This window comes from Janthinobacterium sp. 1_2014MBL_MicDiv, assembly GCF_001865675.1.
Lineage (GTDB): Bacteria > Pseudomonadota > Gammaproteobacteria > Burkholderiales > Burkholderiaceae_D > Janthinobacterium.
The window spans coordinates 2,669,342-2,686,879 of the sequence record NZ_CP011319.1; the positions used below are offsets into that span (position 1 = coordinate 2,669,342).

At 62.8% G+C, this 17,538-nt stretch carries 17 protein-coding genes; 3 read left to right on the plus strand and 14 right to left on the minus strand.

Features of this window, described 5'->3' with window-relative positions:
• Nucleotides 1-8 precede the first annotated feature (8 nt).
• Complete coding sequence (locus YQ44_RS11650) at nt 9-683, plus strand: TetR/AcrR family transcriptional regulator (protein WP_071323524.1); 675 nt, start codon at nt 9-11, stop codon at nt 681-683.
• On the opposite strand, the gene YQ44_RS11655 is transcribed toward YQ44_RS11650, so the two are convergent.
• From YQ44_RS11655 to YQ44_RS11685, 7 genes are all read right to left on the minus strand, one after another.
• Complete coding sequence (locus tag YQ44_RS11655) at nt 646-1,326, minus strand: DNA alkylation repair protein (RefSeq protein WP_071323525.1); 681 nt, start codon at nt 1,324-1,326, stop codon at nt 646-648. The two genes, YQ44_RS11650 and YQ44_RS11655, sit on opposite strands and share 38 nt — an antisense overlap.
• A 64-nt stretch (nt 1,327-1,390) precedes the next feature.
• Nucleotides 1,391-2,167: a peptidylprolyl isomerase gene (locus YQ44_RS11660; RefSeq protein ID WP_071323526.1), complete on the minus strand. Its 777-nt coding sequence runs from the start codon at nt 2,165-2,167 to the stop codon at nt 1,391-1,393.
• Between the two features lie 104 nt (nt 2,168-2,271).
• A complete protein-coding gene (locus tag YQ44_RS11665; RefSeq protein ID WP_071323527.1) occupies nt 2,272-3,051 on the minus strand; it encodes a peptidylprolyl isomerase in 780 nt (259 codons plus the stop codon).
• A gap of 108 nt (nt 3,052-3,159) precedes the next feature.
• Entirely contained in the window at nt 3,160-3,462 is a 303-nt protein-coding gene (locus YQ44_RS11670) for a BolA family protein (RefSeq protein WP_232251260.1), read from the minus strand.
• Nucleotides 3,459-4,088 carry a septation protein A gene (locus tag YQ44_RS11675; RefSeq protein WP_071323528.1) on the minus strand — a complete coding sequence of 210 codons (630 nt, stop codon included), beginning with the start codon at nt 4,086-4,088 and terminating at the stop codon, nt 3,459-3,461. Before YQ44_RS11675 ends, YQ44_RS11670 begins: the two co-directional genes overlap by 4 nt.
• 84 nt (nt 4,089-4,172) lie before the next feature.
• Entirely contained in the window at nt 4,173-4,574 is a 402-nt protein-coding gene (msrB, locus tag YQ44_RS11680; protein ID WP_070218372.1) for a peptide-methionine (R)-S-oxide reductase MsrB, read from the minus strand.
• Between the two features lie 9 nt (nt 4,575-4,583).
• Nucleotides 4,584-6,062 (minus strand): protein adenylyltransferase SelO, encoded by a 1,479-nt coding sequence (locus YQ44_RS11685; protein WP_083411781.1) that lies wholly within the window; start codon nt 6,060-6,062, stop codon nt 4,584-4,586.
• A 289-nt stretch (nt 6,063-6,351) separates the two neighbouring features.
• On the opposite strand from YQ44_RS11685, the gene YQ44_RS11690 reads away from it, so the two are divergent.
• Nucleotides 6,352-8,004, plus strand: coding sequence for a 3-(methylthio)propionyl-CoA ligase (locus YQ44_RS11690; protein WP_071323529.1), 1,653 nt, complete (start codon nt 6,352-6,354; stop codon nt 8,002-8,004).
• 21 nt (nt 8,005-8,025) lie between these two features.
• Here YQ44_RS11690 and YQ44_RS11695 read toward each other — a convergent pair whose 3' ends face one another.
• From YQ44_RS11695 to YQ44_RS11710, 4 genes are read right to left on the minus strand one after another with little or no spacing between them, the layout of a single operon-like run.
• Nucleotides 8,026-9,552, minus strand: coding sequence for a chemotaxis protein CheW (locus tag YQ44_RS11695; RefSeq protein WP_232251261.1), 1,527 nt, complete (start codon nt 9,550-9,552; stop codon nt 8,026-8,028).
• Nucleotides 9,539-10,072 carry a chemotaxis protein CheD gene (locus YQ44_RS11700; protein WP_071323530.1) on the minus strand — a complete coding sequence of 178 codons (534 nt, stop codon included), beginning with the start codon at nt 10,070-10,072 and terminating at the stop codon, nt 9,539-9,541. Before YQ44_RS11700 ends, YQ44_RS11695 begins: the two co-directional genes overlap by 14 nt.
• Nucleotides 10,069-10,893: a CheR family methyltransferase gene (locus YQ44_RS11705; protein WP_071323531.1), complete on the minus strand. Its 825-nt coding sequence runs from the start codon at nt 10,891-10,893 to the stop codon at nt 10,069-10,071. Before YQ44_RS11705 ends, YQ44_RS11700 begins: the two co-directional genes overlap by 4 nt.
• A 3-nt stretch (nt 10,894-10,896) precedes the next feature.
• Entirely contained in the window at nt 10,897-12,960 is a 2,064-nt protein-coding gene (locus YQ44_RS11710) for a methyl-accepting chemotaxis protein (RefSeq protein WP_083411782.1), read from the minus strand.
• Between the two features lie 553 nt (nt 12,961-13,513).
• On the opposite strand from YQ44_RS11710, the gene YQ44_RS11715 reads away from it, so the two are divergent.
• The gene (locus tag YQ44_RS11715) at nt 13,514-15,601 is read left to right on the plus strand and encodes a 3-hydroxyacyl-CoA dehydrogenase NAD-binding domain-containing protein (protein WP_071323532.1); all 2,088 of its coding nucleotides are present in this window, start codon (nt 13,514-13,516) and stop codon (nt 15,599-15,601) included.
• Nucleotides 15,602-15,719: 118 nt separating this feature from the next.
• Here YQ44_RS11715 and YQ44_RS11720 read toward each other — a convergent pair whose 3' ends face one another.
• From YQ44_RS11720 to YQ44_RS11730, 3 genes are all read right to left on the minus strand, one after another.
• Nucleotides 15,720-16,556, minus strand: a complete 837-nt coding sequence (locus YQ44_RS11720; protein WP_071323533.1) for an alpha/beta fold hydrolase — start codon at nt 16,554-16,556, stop codon at nt 15,720-15,722.
• A gap of 106 nt (nt 16,557-16,662) precedes the next feature.
• The gene (locus YQ44_RS11725) at nt 16,663-17,061 is read right to left on the minus strand and encodes a VOC family protein (RefSeq protein WP_071323534.1); all 399 of its coding nucleotides are present in this window, start codon (nt 17,059-17,061) and stop codon (nt 16,663-16,665) included.
• Between the two features lie 150 nt (nt 17,062-17,211).
• Nucleotides 17,212-17,514: a DUF2798 domain-containing protein gene (locus tag YQ44_RS11730; protein ID WP_071326425.1), complete on the minus strand. Its 303-nt coding sequence runs from the start codon at nt 17,512-17,514 to the stop codon at nt 17,212-17,214.
• Between the last annotated feature and the right edge of the window lie 24 nt (nt 17,515-17,538).

Below are 17,538 nucleotides of genomic sequence, written 5' to 3' on the forward strand. Positions count from 1 at the left end.
GAGCAGGCATGCAGGAAGCAGACAGCAAGACCATGCGCGGACGCGGGCGTCCGGCCCGTCCGCCCGAAGAGGGGCGCGAAGCGGCCGTGCAGGCGGCCACCTGGCTGCTGCTGCATGAAGGTTATGCGGCCACGACCATGGAAGCCGTGGCGCGCCACGCGGGCATGGCAAAGAAATCGCTGTATCAGTACGCGGCCAACCGCGAGGAACTCGTGGCCCTCGTCGTGCGCGGCTGGACGGACGCCTTCCTGCCCGCCATGGCGCACGATGCGGCCACGCCCGCAGAGGTCCTGCCCTTGCTGAAGGACATATTGCAGGCGATGGCGGCGCGCGTGCTGACGGCCGACGCCGTCGGCCTGTTCCGCCTGCTGTGCACGGAGTTTCCCGCGCGTGCAGACTTGCTGGCCGCCTACCAGCGCAACGGCATCGAGCGGGGCACGGCCCTGCTGGCCGAGTGGCTGCAGCGCCAGGCGGCGCACGGCAGCGTGGCGCCCGGCAATGCGGGGGAAGTGGCTGGTTTGCTGCTGTCCATGGTGATTGCCGAGCCGCTGCGGCAGATGGCGCTGGGTTTGCTGGCGCCCGCGCCGGCCTGGGATGCGGCGCCGCGCATCGATGCCGCGCTGCGGCTGCTGGGCGGGCAGGGTTTCAGCCTGGCTGGTGCTTCAGCGCTTCGCGGTAGCTGAGCGCAGATAGGTGCTGGCGGTGTGCGCTGGCAAAGGCCAGCACGGCCTCGGGCGCGTGGCGCGCGTAGTCGCGCAAGGCCCAGCCGATGGCCTTGCGGATGAAAAACTCGTCTTCATGGGCCAGCGCCAGCGTGGCGTCATACAGCCAGGCGGCATCCGTGTCGGCGCGCCAGCCCAGCTGGTGCAGCATGGCGATGCGGCGCAGCCAGAAGTCGTCATGGCGCAAGGCTGCGTCCATGTGTGCATGGCCATCGCCGCCGCGCTTGTGTTCCGCCTGCAGCACGTCGCCCACGATGCCCGCCATGCCGTCGACGCTGTCCCACCACGCGCGCTGGCGCGCCAGGGCCAGCAGGGCGGGGAGGTGTGCCGGCGTCAGCTGGCGCCGGTGCAGGGCCAGCATGTCGAGCGCCACATGCTGGTATTCGCGTTCGGGCTCCTGCCACAGCCGCTGCGCGTGTTCCAGCAGGACATCGCCCCCAGCACCCTTCAAGCCCGCCAGCAGCGCCTTCGCGGCCAGGCGCCGCTGCGGCGCAGCGACGCCAAGAAACACGAACTGGTCGCGCATATACGCCTGCATGGGCATGGCGCGGGCCGGGTCGGCGGCCGCTTGCAGGGCGGCTTTCAATTCTGCATGTAAACGCATGGCGTTCTCCGGGCGTAAAAAAAGCGCTCCAAGGAGCGCTTTATATCCGGGCAGGATGCCCGATTTACTGAATCTTTGCTTTCTTCATCAGTTCGTCGCGGTAAGCGGCGAGCTTCTTCTGTTGCAGCGATTCAGCCACTTGACCCTTGACTTCTTCCAGCGACGGCAGCTTGGCCGGGCGGGTTTCTTCCAGCTTGATCACGTGGAAGCCGAATTGCGATTGCACTGGCGTTTGCGTGACCTGGCCTGGTTTCAGGGCGACCATGGCGTCGGAGAATGGCTTCACGTAGGAAGCTGGGCTAGCCCAGTCCAGGTCGCCGCCATTGGCTGCGGAACCGTCTTTCGATACTTTCGCCAGTTCTTCGAACTTGGCGCCGCCTTTCAGCTTGGCGATGATGTCTTTCGCTTCCGCTTCGGTGGCCACCAGGATGTGGCGTGCATGGTATTCCTTGTCGCCAGCCTGGGCCTTGAACTTGTCGTACTCGGCCTTGATTTCAGCGTCCTTGACCGGGTTTTTCTTCACGTAGTCGGCCAGCAGGGCGTTGATGATGATGCTTTGACGGGCATTGTCGATCTGCGACTTGACTTCCGGACGGGTGCCGTAGCCTTGCTTGTCGGCTTCCTGGATCAGCACTTCGCGGCCGATCAGGTCTTTCTTGATGGCTTCGCGCAGTTGCGGCGAATCCGCTTGCTTGCCCTGGGCGACGACTTGCTTGACGACCTGGTCGACGCGCGACGATGGAATGGCCTTGCCATTCACGGTGGCAACGTTTTGGGCGAAAGCAGGGATCGCCGCAACGGCTACCAAGGCTAAGATCAGGCGGGCTGGCTTCAAAATCATGTTCATTCCTAATAGATATACAAAAGATCGCGTCTGGCGGGCAGAGCGCATTCAGGCGCAGAATACACGACCGGCGCCGAAAAGGGCGCCGGGGAGGTCAGTTCTTATTGAACTTTCGCTTTTTTAATCATTTCTTCTTGATACGCTTGCAGTTTCTTTTGCTGCAGCGCTTCAGCGATCTGTGGCTTGACTTCTTCCAGGGTTGGCAGTTTTGCCGCGCGGGTGTCGTCCAGCTTGATCACGTGGAAACCGTTAGGCGTTTGCACCGGGGTATCGGTGACCTGGCCTTTTTGCAGTTTCACGAAGGCGTCCGAGAACACTTTCGGGAACGACGATGGGGCTGCCCAGTCGAGGTCGCCGCCATTGTCGGCCGAGCCGGCATCTTTCGATTGCTTGGCCAGGTCTTCAAACTTGGCGCCGCCTTTCAGCTTGGCGATGACGTCTTTCGCTTCGGCTTCGGTGGCCACCAGGATGTGGCGCACATGGTATTCCTTGTCGCCGGACTGGGCCACGAAGCGGTCGTATTCGGCCTTGATTTCAGCGTCGGTGACGGGGTTCTTTTTCAGGTAGTCGCCGACCAGGGCGTTGATGATGATGGCCTGGCGCGCGTTCTCGATTTGCTGCTTGACGGCTGCATCTTTACCGAAACCTTTGTTTTCCGCTTCTTGCATCAGCACTTCACGGCCGATCAAGTCCTTCTTGATCATTTCGCGCAATTGCGGCGAATCCGGTTGCTGGCCTTGGGCGACGACTTGCTTGACGACTGCATCAACGCGCGACGATGGGATAGGCTTGCCATTGACGACGGCAACATTTTGCGCAAAAACAGGTACCGCGACAACGGCGAGTAGTGCGATCAGCAAGCGGGCTGGCTTAAAAGTCATTATTAAATCCTGTTAGGGAAAGTTTCGTAAAAAACGCATGGAAGAAATTCCGCATGGCGTAGGCTGCGGCATATCCGCAAAAATGCGGATACGCCAAAAACGCCATCCTTATGCTACCTCGGACGGCGCCAATGCAACAATCGCCAATGCATGTATCTCATTATGCATCATATCGTGCACGGAATCATACACCAGTCGATGGCGCATGACGAGCCTGAGGCCTTCAAATTGACTAGAAATAATGCGCAAATTGTAATGGCCTCCGCCCGAAGCGGCACCCGCATGGCCGCGGTGGCGTGCCGAGTCGTCTTCCAGCACGCATTCCAGAGGGGAAAGCGCCGTTTCCAGGCGGCTACGAATGCGCTGCATGCGGGTTTCCGGCGCGGTGTTTTCGGTAGTGGTATGCATCATGCGTCTTCCTTGATATGTTTGGCCAGGAACAGGGTTTGCGCCACGATGAAGGCAAAGAAGATGCCCGTCGCGCCAAATGCCTTGAAACTGACCCAGGCCGCCATGTCGCCCTTGTACAGCACGAAGGCAACGAACAGGTTCAGCGCGCCGATGGCGCCAAAGAAGATGATCCATGCGGCCAGCAACTGGTTCCATACGGCGTCGGGCAGCTGCACTTGCGCTTCCATGGTCTTGCGGATCAGGTTTTTCTTGAAGCCCACGTGGGCGATCAGCAGGGCCAGGCCGGACAGCCAGTAGATCAGGGTCGGCTTCCATTTCAGGAAGAAATCGTCATGCAGGTAAATGCTGGCGCCGCCAAACACGACAAAGATGAACAGCGACAGCCACAGCATGCCGTCCACTTTGCGTCCGCGCAACAGCAGGTAGCTCACCTGGCAGGCGGTGGCGACGATGCCGACGAGGGTGGCGAGTATCCACGGCGCCTGGTCGGCCTTGATCAGGCCGCCGGACACGAAGCCGGATAAATAGTGCTGCACGAAGTCGTGCGTGGCCGCTTCATACATGCCGCCCAGCTTGAAGGCGGCGAAGAAGGCGATCAGGGGGAAGAGGTCGAATAGAAATTTCATGGCGAGACTTTACTATGGTCTTGTTAAAAGCATCTTAGGAATGGCTTAGGAGCAAGCGTGGCGCTCCCAGGCGATCCCCGTGTCTCAAGGCTGCGGATCGAAGCGCAGGGAAGCCGAATTGATGCAATAGCGCAATCCGGTCGGTGGCGGGCCGTCCGGGAAGACGTGGCCCAGGTGGGCGTCGCAGACGGCGCAGACGATTTCCGTGCGCACCATGCCATGGCTGCGGTCGACGATTTCCGTCACGTTGGCCGGATCGAGGGCCTGGAAATAGCTGGGCCAGCCGCAGCCGGAGTCGAACTTCGTGTCCGAGGCAAACAGCGGCGTGTTGCAGCAGACGCAGGTGTAGATGCCGTGTTCATGGTGGTCCCAGAACTTGCCAGTGAAGGCCCGTTCCGTGGCCGCGTGGCGCGTGACTTCGTATTGCATGGAATCGAGCATGGCGCGCCATTCGGCGTCCGTTTTTTTGACTTTATTGGTGGTCATGGTAATACCTCAGGATGAGCAACTGACTTCAAGGTGGCTGGCCCAGTCGGGCGGCAGCGCCGCATAGTGCTGGTGTTCGGGCTGTTCGTCAAATGGCTTTTGCAATATTTCCAGCAATTTTGCCACTTCCGTGTAATCGTGCTGCTGGGCTTTTTCGATGGCAACCTGCGCCAGGTAGTTGCGCAGCACGTATTTCGGGTTGACCGCATTCATGGCCGCTTGCCGTTCCGCATCGACGCTGTGCTCCTGCAGCAGGCGCGCGCGGTAGCTGCCGGCCCACGCATCGAAGGCGGGACGGTCGATGAACATGTCGCGCAGCAGCGCATCCGTTTCCGGGCTTGCCACTTGCAGTGTAGACAGGGTGCGGAAAAAGTTCGTGAAATCCACGTGATTGGCTTGCATCAGCGCAAACATGCCGTCGAAAAGCGCCGTGTCCTCGTCCTGCGCCGTGCGCAAACCGAGCTTGGCGCGCAGCAAGGCGTTCATCTTCGCGGCAAACGCGCCCTGATAGCCGTCCAGCGCCGCCTGCGCCAGTTCCACTTCGCCGATCAGCGGCAGCAGGGCCTGGCCCAGCGCATAGCAGTTCCAGTGGCCCACCTGCGGCTGGTTGGCGTAGGAATAGCGGCCTTGCTGGTCCGTGTGATTGCAGATGTGCTCGGCATCGAACGCTTCCATGAAGCCGAACGGGCCGTAATCGAGGGTCAGGCCCAGGATGGACATATTGTCCGTGTTCATCACGCCATGCATGAAGCCGACGGCTTGCCATTGCGCCATCAGCTCGGCCGTGCGCACGCTCACCTCGGCCAGCAAGGCTTGATATGGATTTGATGCAGCGCGCAAATGCGGATAAAAACCGTCGATCACGTAGTCGGCGAGGATTTTCAGCTCGTCCGGTTTCTTGCGGTAAAACCAGTGCTCGAACGAGCCGAAGCGCACGAAGCTGGGCGCCATGCGCGTGACGACGGCCGCCGTTTCCACCGTTTCGCGCATGATGCCTTGCTGCGAGCCCATGATGGACAGCGCGCGCGAGGTGGGGATGCCCAGCGCCGCCATGGCTTCCGAACAGAGGAATTCGCGGATGGAAGAGCGCAGCACGGCGCGGCCGTCGCCCATGCGCGAATACGGCGTGGCGCCGGCGCCTTTCAGCTGCAGCTCCATCGGGCCATCGTCCGTGGCGATATCGCCCAGCAAGATGGCGCGGCCATCGCCGAGCTGGCCGGCCCAGACGCCGAACTGGTGGCCCGAATATACGGCCGACAACGGCTGCGAGCGCTCGGCAACGGCGTTGCCGCTGAATAATGCCACGTAGTCGGACTCGGCCAGGCGCGCCGCATCGAGCCCCACCAGGGCCGCCGCCGGCGCGCTGGCGGCCACAAAGTAGGGCGAGGGCAGGGGCGTGGGCATCAGGCGCGTATAGAACGCGGGCGGCAAGGCCGCGAAGGAGTTGTCCAGGGGTAAGGTATGAGCGGTGATGGCGATTCCATTCAATAGTGTCAAGCGCGCCAGCGGTGTGCGCCGGCCGGAAAGGCGATTTTACCGCACGGCGCCGCGGCGTGCGGCGCCGTGCCATTTCCCCGCGCCGCCGTGCCGGTTTGCCCGTGCGCGCGGCGGGAAAAACGGCGAAAAAACGGAATGGAAAATTCCATGCTGCATTGCAATATCGAAATGCGTTGACGATTTCCGCACGACCGTACGAAACTAGGCCATCTTAGTTAAAACTCAAGAATAGAAGCGAGCCATCCCGGGCCCTGCCGCTATTCGCTTACCAGGAGACACGATGTCGGCATTCCCCTTGAGTCCAGTGATGGGCCAGATGATGAATCAGCCTCTGCTGATTTCCAGCATTATCGAGTTTGCAGCGCGTCATTATGGGAGCGGCGAAATCGTCTCGCGGCGGGTGGAGGGCGATGTGCACCGCTATACCTACCGCGATTGCCACCAGCGCACGCGGCGCCTGGCCAACGCCCTGCATGGCCTCGGCGTCGGCATGGGCGACCGCGTCGCCACCCTGGCCTGGAATGGCTACCGCCACCTGGAGGCCTACTATGCCGTGTCCGGCTCGGGCGCAGTGCTGCACACGATCAACCCGCGCCTGTTTCCCGAGCAGATCGCCTACATCTCGAACCATGCGGAAGACCAGGTGCTGCTGTTCGACCTGACCTTCCTGCCCGTGGTGGAAAAGATCGCCGCCGATTGCACCTTCGTCCGGCACTTCGTGCTGATGTGCGACCGCGACCGCATGCCCGCCAGCAGCAGCATCCCCGACCTGCTGTGCTATGAAGACTTGATCGACACGCATTCGGACGAATACACCTGGCCCCTGTTCGATGAGAATTCGGCCGCCGCCCTGTGCTATACGTCGGGCACGACGGGCAACCCGAAGGGCGCGCTGTACTCGCACCGCTCGACGGTGCTGCATGCGTATGCCTCGGCCATGCCCAGCGCCCTGAACGTGCGCGCCACCGACACGGTCCTGCCCGTCGTGCCCATGTTCCACGTGAATGCCTGGGGCTTGCCGTATTCCGTGCTGCTGTCGGGCGCGCGCATGGTGTTTCCCGGCGCGGCGCTGGACGGCAAGTCGCTGTACGAGCTGTTCGAAACGGAAAAGGTGACGTTCTCGGCCGGCGTGCCCACCGTCTGGCTGGGACTGCTGAACTACGCCTTGCAGAACGACTTGAAGTTTTCCACCTTCCGCCGCACGGTCATCGGCGGCGCCGCCTGTCCGCCGGCCATGATGGATACCCTGATCGACAAGTTCGACGTGGAAGTCATCCATGGCTGGGGCATGACGGAAATGTCGCCGCTGGGCACCACGGGCGGCTTGCAGACGCGCCACCTGGCCATGAGCAAGGAAGCGCAGCGCGACATCCTGCACAAGCAGGGCCATGCCATCTATGGCGTGGACATGAAGATCGTCGACGACGACGGCAAGGAATTGCCGTGGGATGGCGTCGCCCATGGCCATTTGCTGGTGAAAGGGCCGTGGATCATCTCGTCCTACTACAAGAACGAAGGCGGCGAGGTGCTGCAGGATGGCTGGTTCCCCACGGGCGACGTGGCCACCATCGATGCGGACGGCTACATGCAGATCACGGACCGCAGCAAGGACGTGATCAAGTCGGGCGGCGAGTGGATAGGCACCATCGACCTGGAAAACCTGGCCATGGCGCACCCGGCCGTGCTGCAGGCGGCCTGCATCGGCGTATTCCACCCGAAATGGGATGAGCGTCCCGTGCTGGTGGTGGTGGTGCGCCCGGGCATGGCTGTCACGCGCGAGGCCTTGCTGCAGTTCTTCGAGGGCAAGATCGCCAAGTGGTGGACGCCCGACGACGTGCTGTTCATCGACGCCTTGCCCATGGGCGCCACGGGCAAGATCCAGAAGAACAAGCTGCGCGAGCAGTTCAAGGGGCACAAGCTGCCAGGCCTGTAGGCAGGCGGCGCGGCGCGGGCCTTACGCGGCCTGCGGCAGCGCCGAGCCCAGTTTCTCCAGCAAGTGTTCGCACTGGAACACGGACAGGGTCTGGCGCTGGGCCTCCGTGCCGATATCGATCATGTCATCCATGTCGCTGCGCAAGTCGTCGTGCGTGCCCGTGCGGATGATCTGCGGCGCCGCAAAGCGCCGGCTGTCGGAAATGGTCATGATGTTATCGACCTTGTCGACGAGGAAGCCGTAGCGCTCCTCGCCCCGTTCCACGATGAGGATCTTGCCGGCGCTCGCGTCGGGCAAGGCCGGCATCGCGTACAGCTGGCGCAGGTCGATGATGCTGATCATTTGCTGGCGCAGGTTGAGCATGCCGCGCATGCAGGCCGGCATGCCGGGCGGCGTCGTGATGTCGGCGCTGAAGTCGATGATTTCGCGCACCTGTCCGATTTCCACGGCAAACTGCGTTTCCACCGTGAAGGTGATGTAGACGCGGCGCTGCGCCTTCAGCGTGGCGGCGCTGGCCGTTTCCGCATCGGCCGGATACAGGCGCGCGTGGCCGTCGCGCATCTCGACGATCTCCGTTTGCGACAGGATTTCCTTATGGTCGAGGAAAATGATGTCGCCCAGCCCCTCTTTCGTGATGCAGCCGGCAAACATGGCCGCGCGCGCCTTGCTCAGCAGGGGAATCGGCAGCACTTCATCGCCGAAGAAATGCACGATGCTGTCGACCGAATCGACGAGGAAGCCCACCGTCGTGTCGTCCAGGCGCACGACGATGATGCGCTGGTCCGGCGTGGTCGCCTTGCCGGATGCGGCCGCATGCAGCAGGGCGCCGAAGTCGACGACGGCCACCTGGCTGCCGCGAAAATGCATGCGTCCCAGGCACAGCTCACTATTCAGTATCGAGCTGTGCAGTTCCGGCACGCGGATGATTTCCTGGATCGCGCACATCTCGAAGGCAAACGTGGCACCCGCCGCATGGAAGCTGACGCACTGCCGGCGCTCGCTTTGCGCGTGGTAGCGGGCCGTGCTGAGCTTGGCGCCGCTCGCTTGCAGGGCCAGCACGTGCGGCACGTTTTCGATGCGCAGCATGGCTTGCGGGTCGAGGATTTGCAGCAGGCGGGCACCGCCGTCGAGCAATATCGTGCCGGCGATGACGGCATGGGCGTCGCCGGCCGCATATTGCAGGGCGCTGCGCTGGCTGGCGGGCACGCGCAGGATTTCGCCCGTATCCTGGAAGACGATGCCGATCAGCACCTGCTGGAAATCGAGTATGGCGATCTTGTCGCTGGGCACGGCGCGCGGTGCGTCGGCATGGAACAAGCGGCCCAGGTTGACGACGGGAATGACGCTGCCGCGCAGGGTGAACATGCCTTCCAGGTAGGGCGGCGACAGGGGCAGGGTCGTGACCCTGGCCGGATAGTTGACCACTTCGCGGATGCAGCTGGCGGGCAGGGCGAATTCATCGTCGCCGAGAAAGAAGGAGCCGAACAGTTCCGTGGCCGCCTCGCCGCCGGCCTCGGTGTGCAAGCCCGTCGCTTCATGCATGTCCATATGCGCTTTCCTTGCGTTGAGTCAAAGGGGCGTGCGCCACCACGTCGGTGACGGCAAAGCTGTGGCGGGCACAATCGATCAGCAGCTGGCGGCCGTGGCGTCCGCCCAGCGCGCAGAAACTGACGTGCAGGCCGCACTGGTCCAGGTATTTCTGCGCCGCTTCCGCGTTTTGCCGGCCCACCTGCAGACGCCCGTTGCGCGGGCCAAACATGCTGGCGCCGCCGGCCAGCACCACTTCGATGTCGGGATAATCGGCCTGGCGCGCCCCCATCAGGCGCAGCAGCGAGGGCACGGCCTGGCTTACATAGCGCGCGCCCAGGGCTGCTTCCCGGCCCGGCGCTTCCGGCAGCAGGCAGTGGGCGAGACCGCAGCAATGGCCTTTCTTCCAGAGGAAGCCGATGCCGATGCAGGAGCCGAGCAAGGCTTGCAGCTGCTCGCCGTGCGTGCCCACGCTGAGTTGCCCCATGCCAACCTGCTGCAGGGGCACGCCGTGTTCAGGGAGAAGGACGCTGCTGCTCATGCCGTGCCCGCCTTATAAATCATGGGAAACTCGAATTGGTAGCCGGTGCCGAGGCGGGCGATGGTTTCCGACTCGCCCAGGATCAGCCGGCCATCGTCCTTGAGGCTGCCGCGCGCCTGGCGCAGCACGGTCTCCTGGTGCTCGGCGTCGAAGTAAATCAGCACATTGCGCAGGAACACGAGGTCGAATAGCTGGGCCGGGCGCAGCGCTTCCAGCAGGTTATGCTGGGCAAAGCTGACGTGCTGGCGCAGCTCCTCGTTGATGCTGACGCCATACGGCGAGGGCGTGAAATACTTGCGCAGCAAATCCGGATGCGACAGGCGGATGCGCTCGACGGAGCGGCCGCTGTACTGGCCGGCCCGGGCCGCGGCGAGGATTTGCTGCGAAATGTCGCTGGCCAGGATCTGGTAGCGAAAGGCCGGCACTTGCAGCTTGAATTGCTCGCACAGCATGGCGATCGAATACAGTTCCTCGCCGCTGGCGGCGGCCGCCGACCACACTTTCAGGCAGGCGCCAGGATGGGCGCGGGCCCAGGCGGGCAGGTAGCGGTCGCGCACATAGTCCCACACCTGCGGCGTGCGGAAGAACAGGGTGTCGTTGGTGGTCACCAGGTCGATGAAATGGCTCACCTCGTCGCGGTCGCTGGCCACGCGTTCCAGGTAAGCCTGGTAGCTGTGCAGCGACAGCGCCTGCAGCCGGGGCTGCAAGCGCCGCTCCAGCAAGACGCTCTTGCGCGGCGTCATGGCGATGCCCGTATGCTCGCGCACCAGCGCGATCAGGCTCGTCAGGACCTCGGGCGTCAGGCTGGCCGCGTGGCTCATGGCCTACACCACGAAACCGGAGACAGTCTGGTTCAGGCTGCCCGCGCGCTCGTTCAGGCCATCGGTGGAGCGGGCGATGCTGTCGCAGTTGGCGGCCGACTTTTCCGTTTCCTCGGCGATATACTGGATCGCCGTCGACACTTCGCGCGCCGTCAGCAGCTGCTCGTTGGCCGCCTTCGAGATATCCGAGATGGCCAGCGTGGTTTTCGCCACGCCCGAGACGATCTTGTCGAAGGCGTCGCTGGCCTGGCGCGAAATTTCGCTGCCCGTCGAGACGCGCTTGACGGATTCGTTGATCAGCTTGGAAATTTCCTTGGTTGCCTGCGAGGAGCGCTCGGCCAGCTTGCGCACTTCGTCGGCGACGACGGAAAAGCCCAGGCCGTGTTCGCCCGCGCGTGCCGCCTCGATGGCCGCGTTGAAGGCCAGCATATTGGTCTGGTTGGCGATTTCGCTGATGACCTTGACGATTTCGCCGATGTCTTCCGACGAGCGGTTGATCAAGTCCATCGCCTCGATCGACTTGGCGACGGCGCGCGCGCCCGCTTCCGCCTCCTGCTGCGTGGCTTTCGCCAGGTAGTCGGCGTTCGAGGTGTTTTCGGCGATGGAATTGATGGAAAAGGTCAGGCCGTCGATGGACGCGTTCATTTCCTCGACCGTCGCGCCCAGCGCCTGCGTGCCGACGGCCACGCCCGTGGCCCGCTCGGCGATCGCGTGCGAGGCGTCGGCAAAGCCGTTCGCCGCCGACACCACGTTGCCGATCACGCCGCGCAGGTCGACGATCATCTTGCTGATGCCGCCGGCCAGCAGGTCGATCGGTTCCTCGCCTTCGGGCACGATATTGCAGGTCAGGTCGCCTTGCGCCGCGCGCGCCACGGATTCGAGCAGGGCATTGACCTTGCGGCTGTCGTTGGCGGACCTGGCCTGGATGCTGTTTTCCAGGTTCACCTGGTCCGTGATGTCGATGGCGAATTTCACCACCTTATATGGCTTGCCGTTGAGGTCGAGGATGGGGTTGTAGGTGGCCTGTATCCACACCACCTTGCCGTGGTTGCCCAGGCGCTTGTAGCGGCCGCTGTCGAATTCGCCGCGGTTGAGCTTTTGCCAGAACTTCTTGTAGTCGGCGCTGCTCGCATACTCGGGCTCGCAGAACTGGCGGTGGTGCTCGCCCTTGATATCGCTCAAATCGTAGCCCATGACGGCGAGGAAATTTTCGTTCGCGTCGAGCACATTGCCCTGCATGTCGAACTCGATCACGGCCTGGGCCTTGCCGATGGCGCTGACCTTGCCCTCGTACTCGGCGTTGCGTTTCTTCAGGGCCGTGATGTCGCTGGCGAACTTGACCACCTTGAACGGCCGGCCTTCCGCGTCGAAGATGGGATTGTAGGTGGCGTTGAGCCAGATTTCGCGGCCATCCTTCGTCACGCGCTTGTATTCGCCGGCGTCGAACAGGCCTTGTCCCAGTTTCTGCCAGAACTGCGCATATTCGTCGCTCTTGGCATACTCGGCTTCGCAAAAGATGCGGTGGTGCTTGCCCTCGATTTCCTCGGGCGTATAGCCGACGGCCTTGAGGAAGTTTTCGTTGGCGCGGATGATGGTGCCGTCGAGGCGGAATTCGATCACGGCCTGCGCCTTGCTGATGGCGTTGATCTTGCCTTCGTAATCGGCAGTGCGGCGCTTGCTGGCCGTGATGTCGGTGGCGAACTTGATGACTTTATACGGCTTGCCGTCGGCGTCGAGGATGGGGTTATAGGAAGCGTTGATCCACACTTCGCGCCCATCCTTGGTCAGGCGCTTGTATTCGCCCTGGTCGAATTCGCCGCGGGCCAGCCGGGCCCAGAAGTTGCGGTATTCGGGCGTTTTCACATACTCGGGATCGCAGAACAGCGCATGGTGCTTGCCTTGCACCTCCGCCAGGGTATAGCCGAGCACGTTCAAGAAATTGTCGTTCGCATGCAGGATGGTGCCGTCGAGTTCGAATTCGATCACGGCCTGTACACGGTTGAGTGCAGTATTTATCGCTTGTAAGTCCAGATCCTGCGAATGGCTGACATGGCTGGCTGCGTCCATAGTATTTCCTTCTGTGTGAGGCGAAGTGAATGGGGGCGATAATACTGATCTGGTAATGACTACATAAATGGCTTACATCCATGAAAAAATGATGGCGACCGTGCGCGCGGTGATAATCGGTGAGAATGTCCGCAATACGCACGGCTATTTCGGCAATGACTGTGCCTAATATTAAATCAATTGCAGAGTATTGATTTGAATCAACTATTTTATTATTCCCCAGCGTCAGGCGAAAAACAAGGGGGCTGAATAAATAATGCGAAAAGTGTCGTTATTGTCCAGTGTTGGTATATATCGGGGCATTTTTCATATAATAAAACGATGTTTTTCTTATTGCTGTTTTATTATTTAAATGAATATCCAAACGATAGCTGCTGGCGTCGGGCGCGGTCGGTGCCGCCATGCGCAGGTGGGCGATGTTGTACCATGGCGCCGAGGGCGACCGCCTGGCACGCCACGACAAAAATAATACGAGCGTTCTTTTATGCGGTATAGTGAAGCTTCATCCCTTGCAACCACCTCATACGTTGAGCAAAACCAATAAGGAAGAGACATGAGTGCTGAATATCAGGTGAACGGCGCCGTTGCCGTCATTACCCTTAGCAATCCGCCAGTCAATGGCCTGGGCCTGGCAACGCGCACGGCCGCCGTCGCCGGCATCCGCCAGGCGCTGGCCGACGACAGCGTGAAAGCCATCGTCATCACGGGCGCCGGCAAGGCCTTCTCGGGCGGCGCCGATATCAAGGAATTCAATTCGCCCAAGGCGCTCACGGAACCGACCCTGCATACCTTGATCAATGTGGTCGAGCAGTCGGGCAAGCCCGTCGTGGCGGCCATCCACAGCGTCTGCATGGGCGGCGGCCTGGAGCTGGCCCTCGGCTGCAACTACCGCGTGGCCGCGCCGGGCGCGCAGATGGCCTTGCCGGAAGTCAAGCTGGGCATCTTGCCGGGCGCGGGCGGCACGCAGCGCCTGCCGCGCGTGCTGGGCCTGGAAATGGCGCTCAACATGATCGTCTCGGGTACGCCCGTGGCGTCCGACAAGCTGGCCGGCACGGCCCTGTTCGACGAAGTCATCGCGCCGGGCGCGGACTTGCTGGGCGCCGCCGTGGCCTTCGCGACGAAGGTGGCCGACGTGCGCCCGTTGCCGAAAGTGCGCGAGCGCAAGGTCGATTACCCGAACCACGAAGCCTTTCTGCAGTTTTCGCGCAACACGGTGAAAGCCATGTCCGGCCCGTTCCCCGCGCCGCTGAAATGCGTGGATGCCGTGGCGGCCGCCGTGACGATGAAATTCGACGACGGCTTGAAGTATGAGCGCGAACTGTTCATGCAGCTGGTGCAGTCGCCCGAGTCGAAAGCCCTGCGCCACGCCTTCTTTGCCGAGCGCGTGGCCAGCAAGGTGCCCGACGTGCCGGCCGACACGCCCGTGCGCACGATCGCCGGCGCGGCCATCGTCGGCGCCGGCACCATGGGCGGCGGCATCGCCATGAACTTCGCCAACGCGGGCATACCCGTGACGCTGCTGGAAACGCAGCAGGAAGCGCTGGACAAGGGCCTGGCCACCATCCGCAGGAATTACGAGAACACGGTGAAGAAGGGCAAGCTGACGCAAGAGAAGGCCGAGCAGCGCATCGCATTGGTCAGCGGCACGCTGGCCTATGCGGATATCGCGCAGGCCGACATCGTCATCGAAGCCGTCTTCGAAGAGCTGGGCGTGAAGGAAACCGTGTTCCGCCAGCTCGACGCCGTCATGAAGCCGGGCGCCATCCTCGCCTCGAACACCTCGACCCTGGACCTGGACAAGATCGCCGCGTTTACCGCGCGGCCGCAGGACGTGGTCGGCACGCATTTCTTCAGCCCCGCGAACGTCATGAAGCTGCTGGAAATCGTGCGCGGCAAGGCAACGGGCAAGGACGTGCTGGCGACGGCGCTGGCGCTGTCGAAAAAGCTGAAAAAGACGGGCGTCGTCTCGGGCGTGTGCGACGGCTTCATCGGCAACCGCATGATCGAGCAGTACAGCCGCCAGGCCGGATTCCTGCTGGAGGAAGGCTGTTTGCCGGAGCAGGTGGACAAGGCGGTCGAGAAATTCGGCTTCGCCATGGGCCCGTTCCGCATGGGCGACCTGGCCGGCAACGACATCGGCTGGGCCATCCGCAAGCGCCGCTATGTGGAAAAGCCGGAAGTGACGTATTCGAAGACGGCCGACCTGCTGTGCGAATTGAAACGCTATGGCCAGAAGACGGGCGCCGGCTGGTATGACTACAAGGCGGGCGACCGCAAGGCCTATCCATCGGAGCAGGTCAATGCCATGATCGTGCAGCATAGCGCCGACATCGGCGTGGCGCGGCGCAAGATCGGCGACCAGGAAATCGTCGAGCGGCTCGTGTATGCGCTCGTCAACGAGGGCGCGCGCATCCTGGAGGAGGGCATCGCCCTGCGTGCTTCGGACATCGACATGGTCTACCTGACGGGCTACGGCTTCCCCCTGTTCCGCGGCGGCCCCATGTTCTATGCGGACAGCGTCGGCTTGCCGAACGTGCTCGATACGATCAATGGCTACGCGAAAGGCCGCCACGGCGAGGCATGGACGCCGGCGCCGCTGCTGGTGAAGCTGGCGGGCGAGGGCAAGGGATTCAATAGCTGATGATGGGGTAGGTCGGATGTAGGTCGGATTAGCGAGGCTGCGCCTCGCGTAATCCGACAACATTGTTGGCCGTAGCGGTGTCGGATTACGCGGCATGCCGCCAATCCGACCTGCGTTGTTATTTTTTCTTCGCCACCATCTTCACCGCTTCGTTGACGATGACGGGGTTGTCCTTCTGGATGTAGTAGCCGGCGCCCGTGATACGCTCGATGGCAGGCGCGCCGGACAGGCGCTGCCAGTCCTTCTCCTGCGCCCGCACCAGGGTTTCAAACGAGCCCATTTCCTCGATGCCGAACTTGTCGCGCACCAGCAGCATGGCCGGGATGCGCAGCGGGCTGGCCATGTCCACATGCTGCAGGCACTGCGCCTGGGCATCGAATTCGGCCGACTCGGCACTGTTGAACATCAGCTTGCGCCGCGTCTTCACGAGCATGGCGTAGGTGGACGCGTCCGTCTGCATGCGGCTCCATTGCTGCGGGTGGGTAGGGTCGAGCAAGACCAGCCCGGCCACGTCCTGCGGATACAGCTTGGCATACACATACTGGTACAGGCCCCCCAAGCCCTGGCCGACCAGCACATACGGCGGCTTCAGGCCCGCTTGCGCCAGCAGGGCGCGCTGCTGGGCCGCGATGGTGCACGGGTCGCGCGGCGTGGTGGTTTTCCGGCTGTCGCCGTAGCCGGGACGGTCATACACGAGCACGCGGTGCTGCTTTGCCACTTCGGGCACCACGGTGGTCCACACATCCTTGCCGTCGCCCATGGCCGACTGGAAGACCACCGGCAGCGTGCCTTGTCCTGTCAGCGTGTAGGCGATGGTGGCGTCGGGCAGGGCGGCGGTGGCCGGCACGCCGGGCATCACGGGGGAAGAAGGCAGCAGGGAGCAGCCGGACAGCAACAGCCCGACACTGCCGAGGAGAATGGCGCGCGCGCGGCGGTCGACGAATAGATGATGCATGAATTTCCTTCTTGGTGCAGGGACCGGGGACCGGTATGGCGTGCCAGCCATTATAGGCAAATCGTCCCGAAGTGGAAATGCCGAACAGAGGTGGTTTTCCGTCCTGTCAGCCGGCGTCGGCGCGATGGCAGACGGCTTCGATGCGGTTGCCGTCCGGATCGAACAGAAAGGCCGCGTAATAGCTGGCGTGATAATGGCGCAAGCCCGGCGCGCCCAGGTCGAAGCCGCCGTGCGCCAGGCCCGCCTGCCAGAAGGCGTCCACGGCGGCGCGCGATGGCGCCTTGAAGCAGCAGTGGCGGCGCGGCGCGTCGTCGGGCGCGGGACCGAGGCGCACGGAAAAATAGCTGCGCGCGGGGAATTCGGCGTCGCTGCGTTCGCCATAGCCTATCCACGCGTTCGCATGGTCGCTGCCCACCTTGGGCACGCCCAGCGCGGCGAAGACGGCGTCGTAGAAGCGTTCCGCGCGCGCCAGGTCGGCGACGGTGAGGGAAACGTGATCGAGCATGGGCACTCCACTGTAATCGGGGACGGCCATAGCATAGCCCGTATCGGACGCCATGTGGGCCTGGCGAGGGCAGAATGACCAAGTGATCCTGTGCGAAGACTACCTTTGGTCAAGGCAGGCCCAGATCAGGCGGAGATCGGCGGTGGCGGCTCAGGACGAGCAGGAGCAGGCCGTGCCCGCTGGCGCGCCGCCGCAAGCACAGGTCGGGCAGGCCGGCGCCGGACGCGCGATCCTGGCGACGATGCCACGGCTGAGCGCTTGCACGCGCGGCGCGAACAGCATCACGGCGCAAAAGGCGACGGGCCAGGCGGCAAGGAAGGCATGGCGCCAGCGCGGCAGGAAGTCCGCCTGCAGGCCGATATTGAGCCAGGTGACCCAGGCGCTCATCAGCAAGGTCATCACCAGCGACATCAGCAGGGCAAACACGAAACGCAGGCGCAGGGCGTCGGACATGGCGTCATCTTCCAAATGATTGAG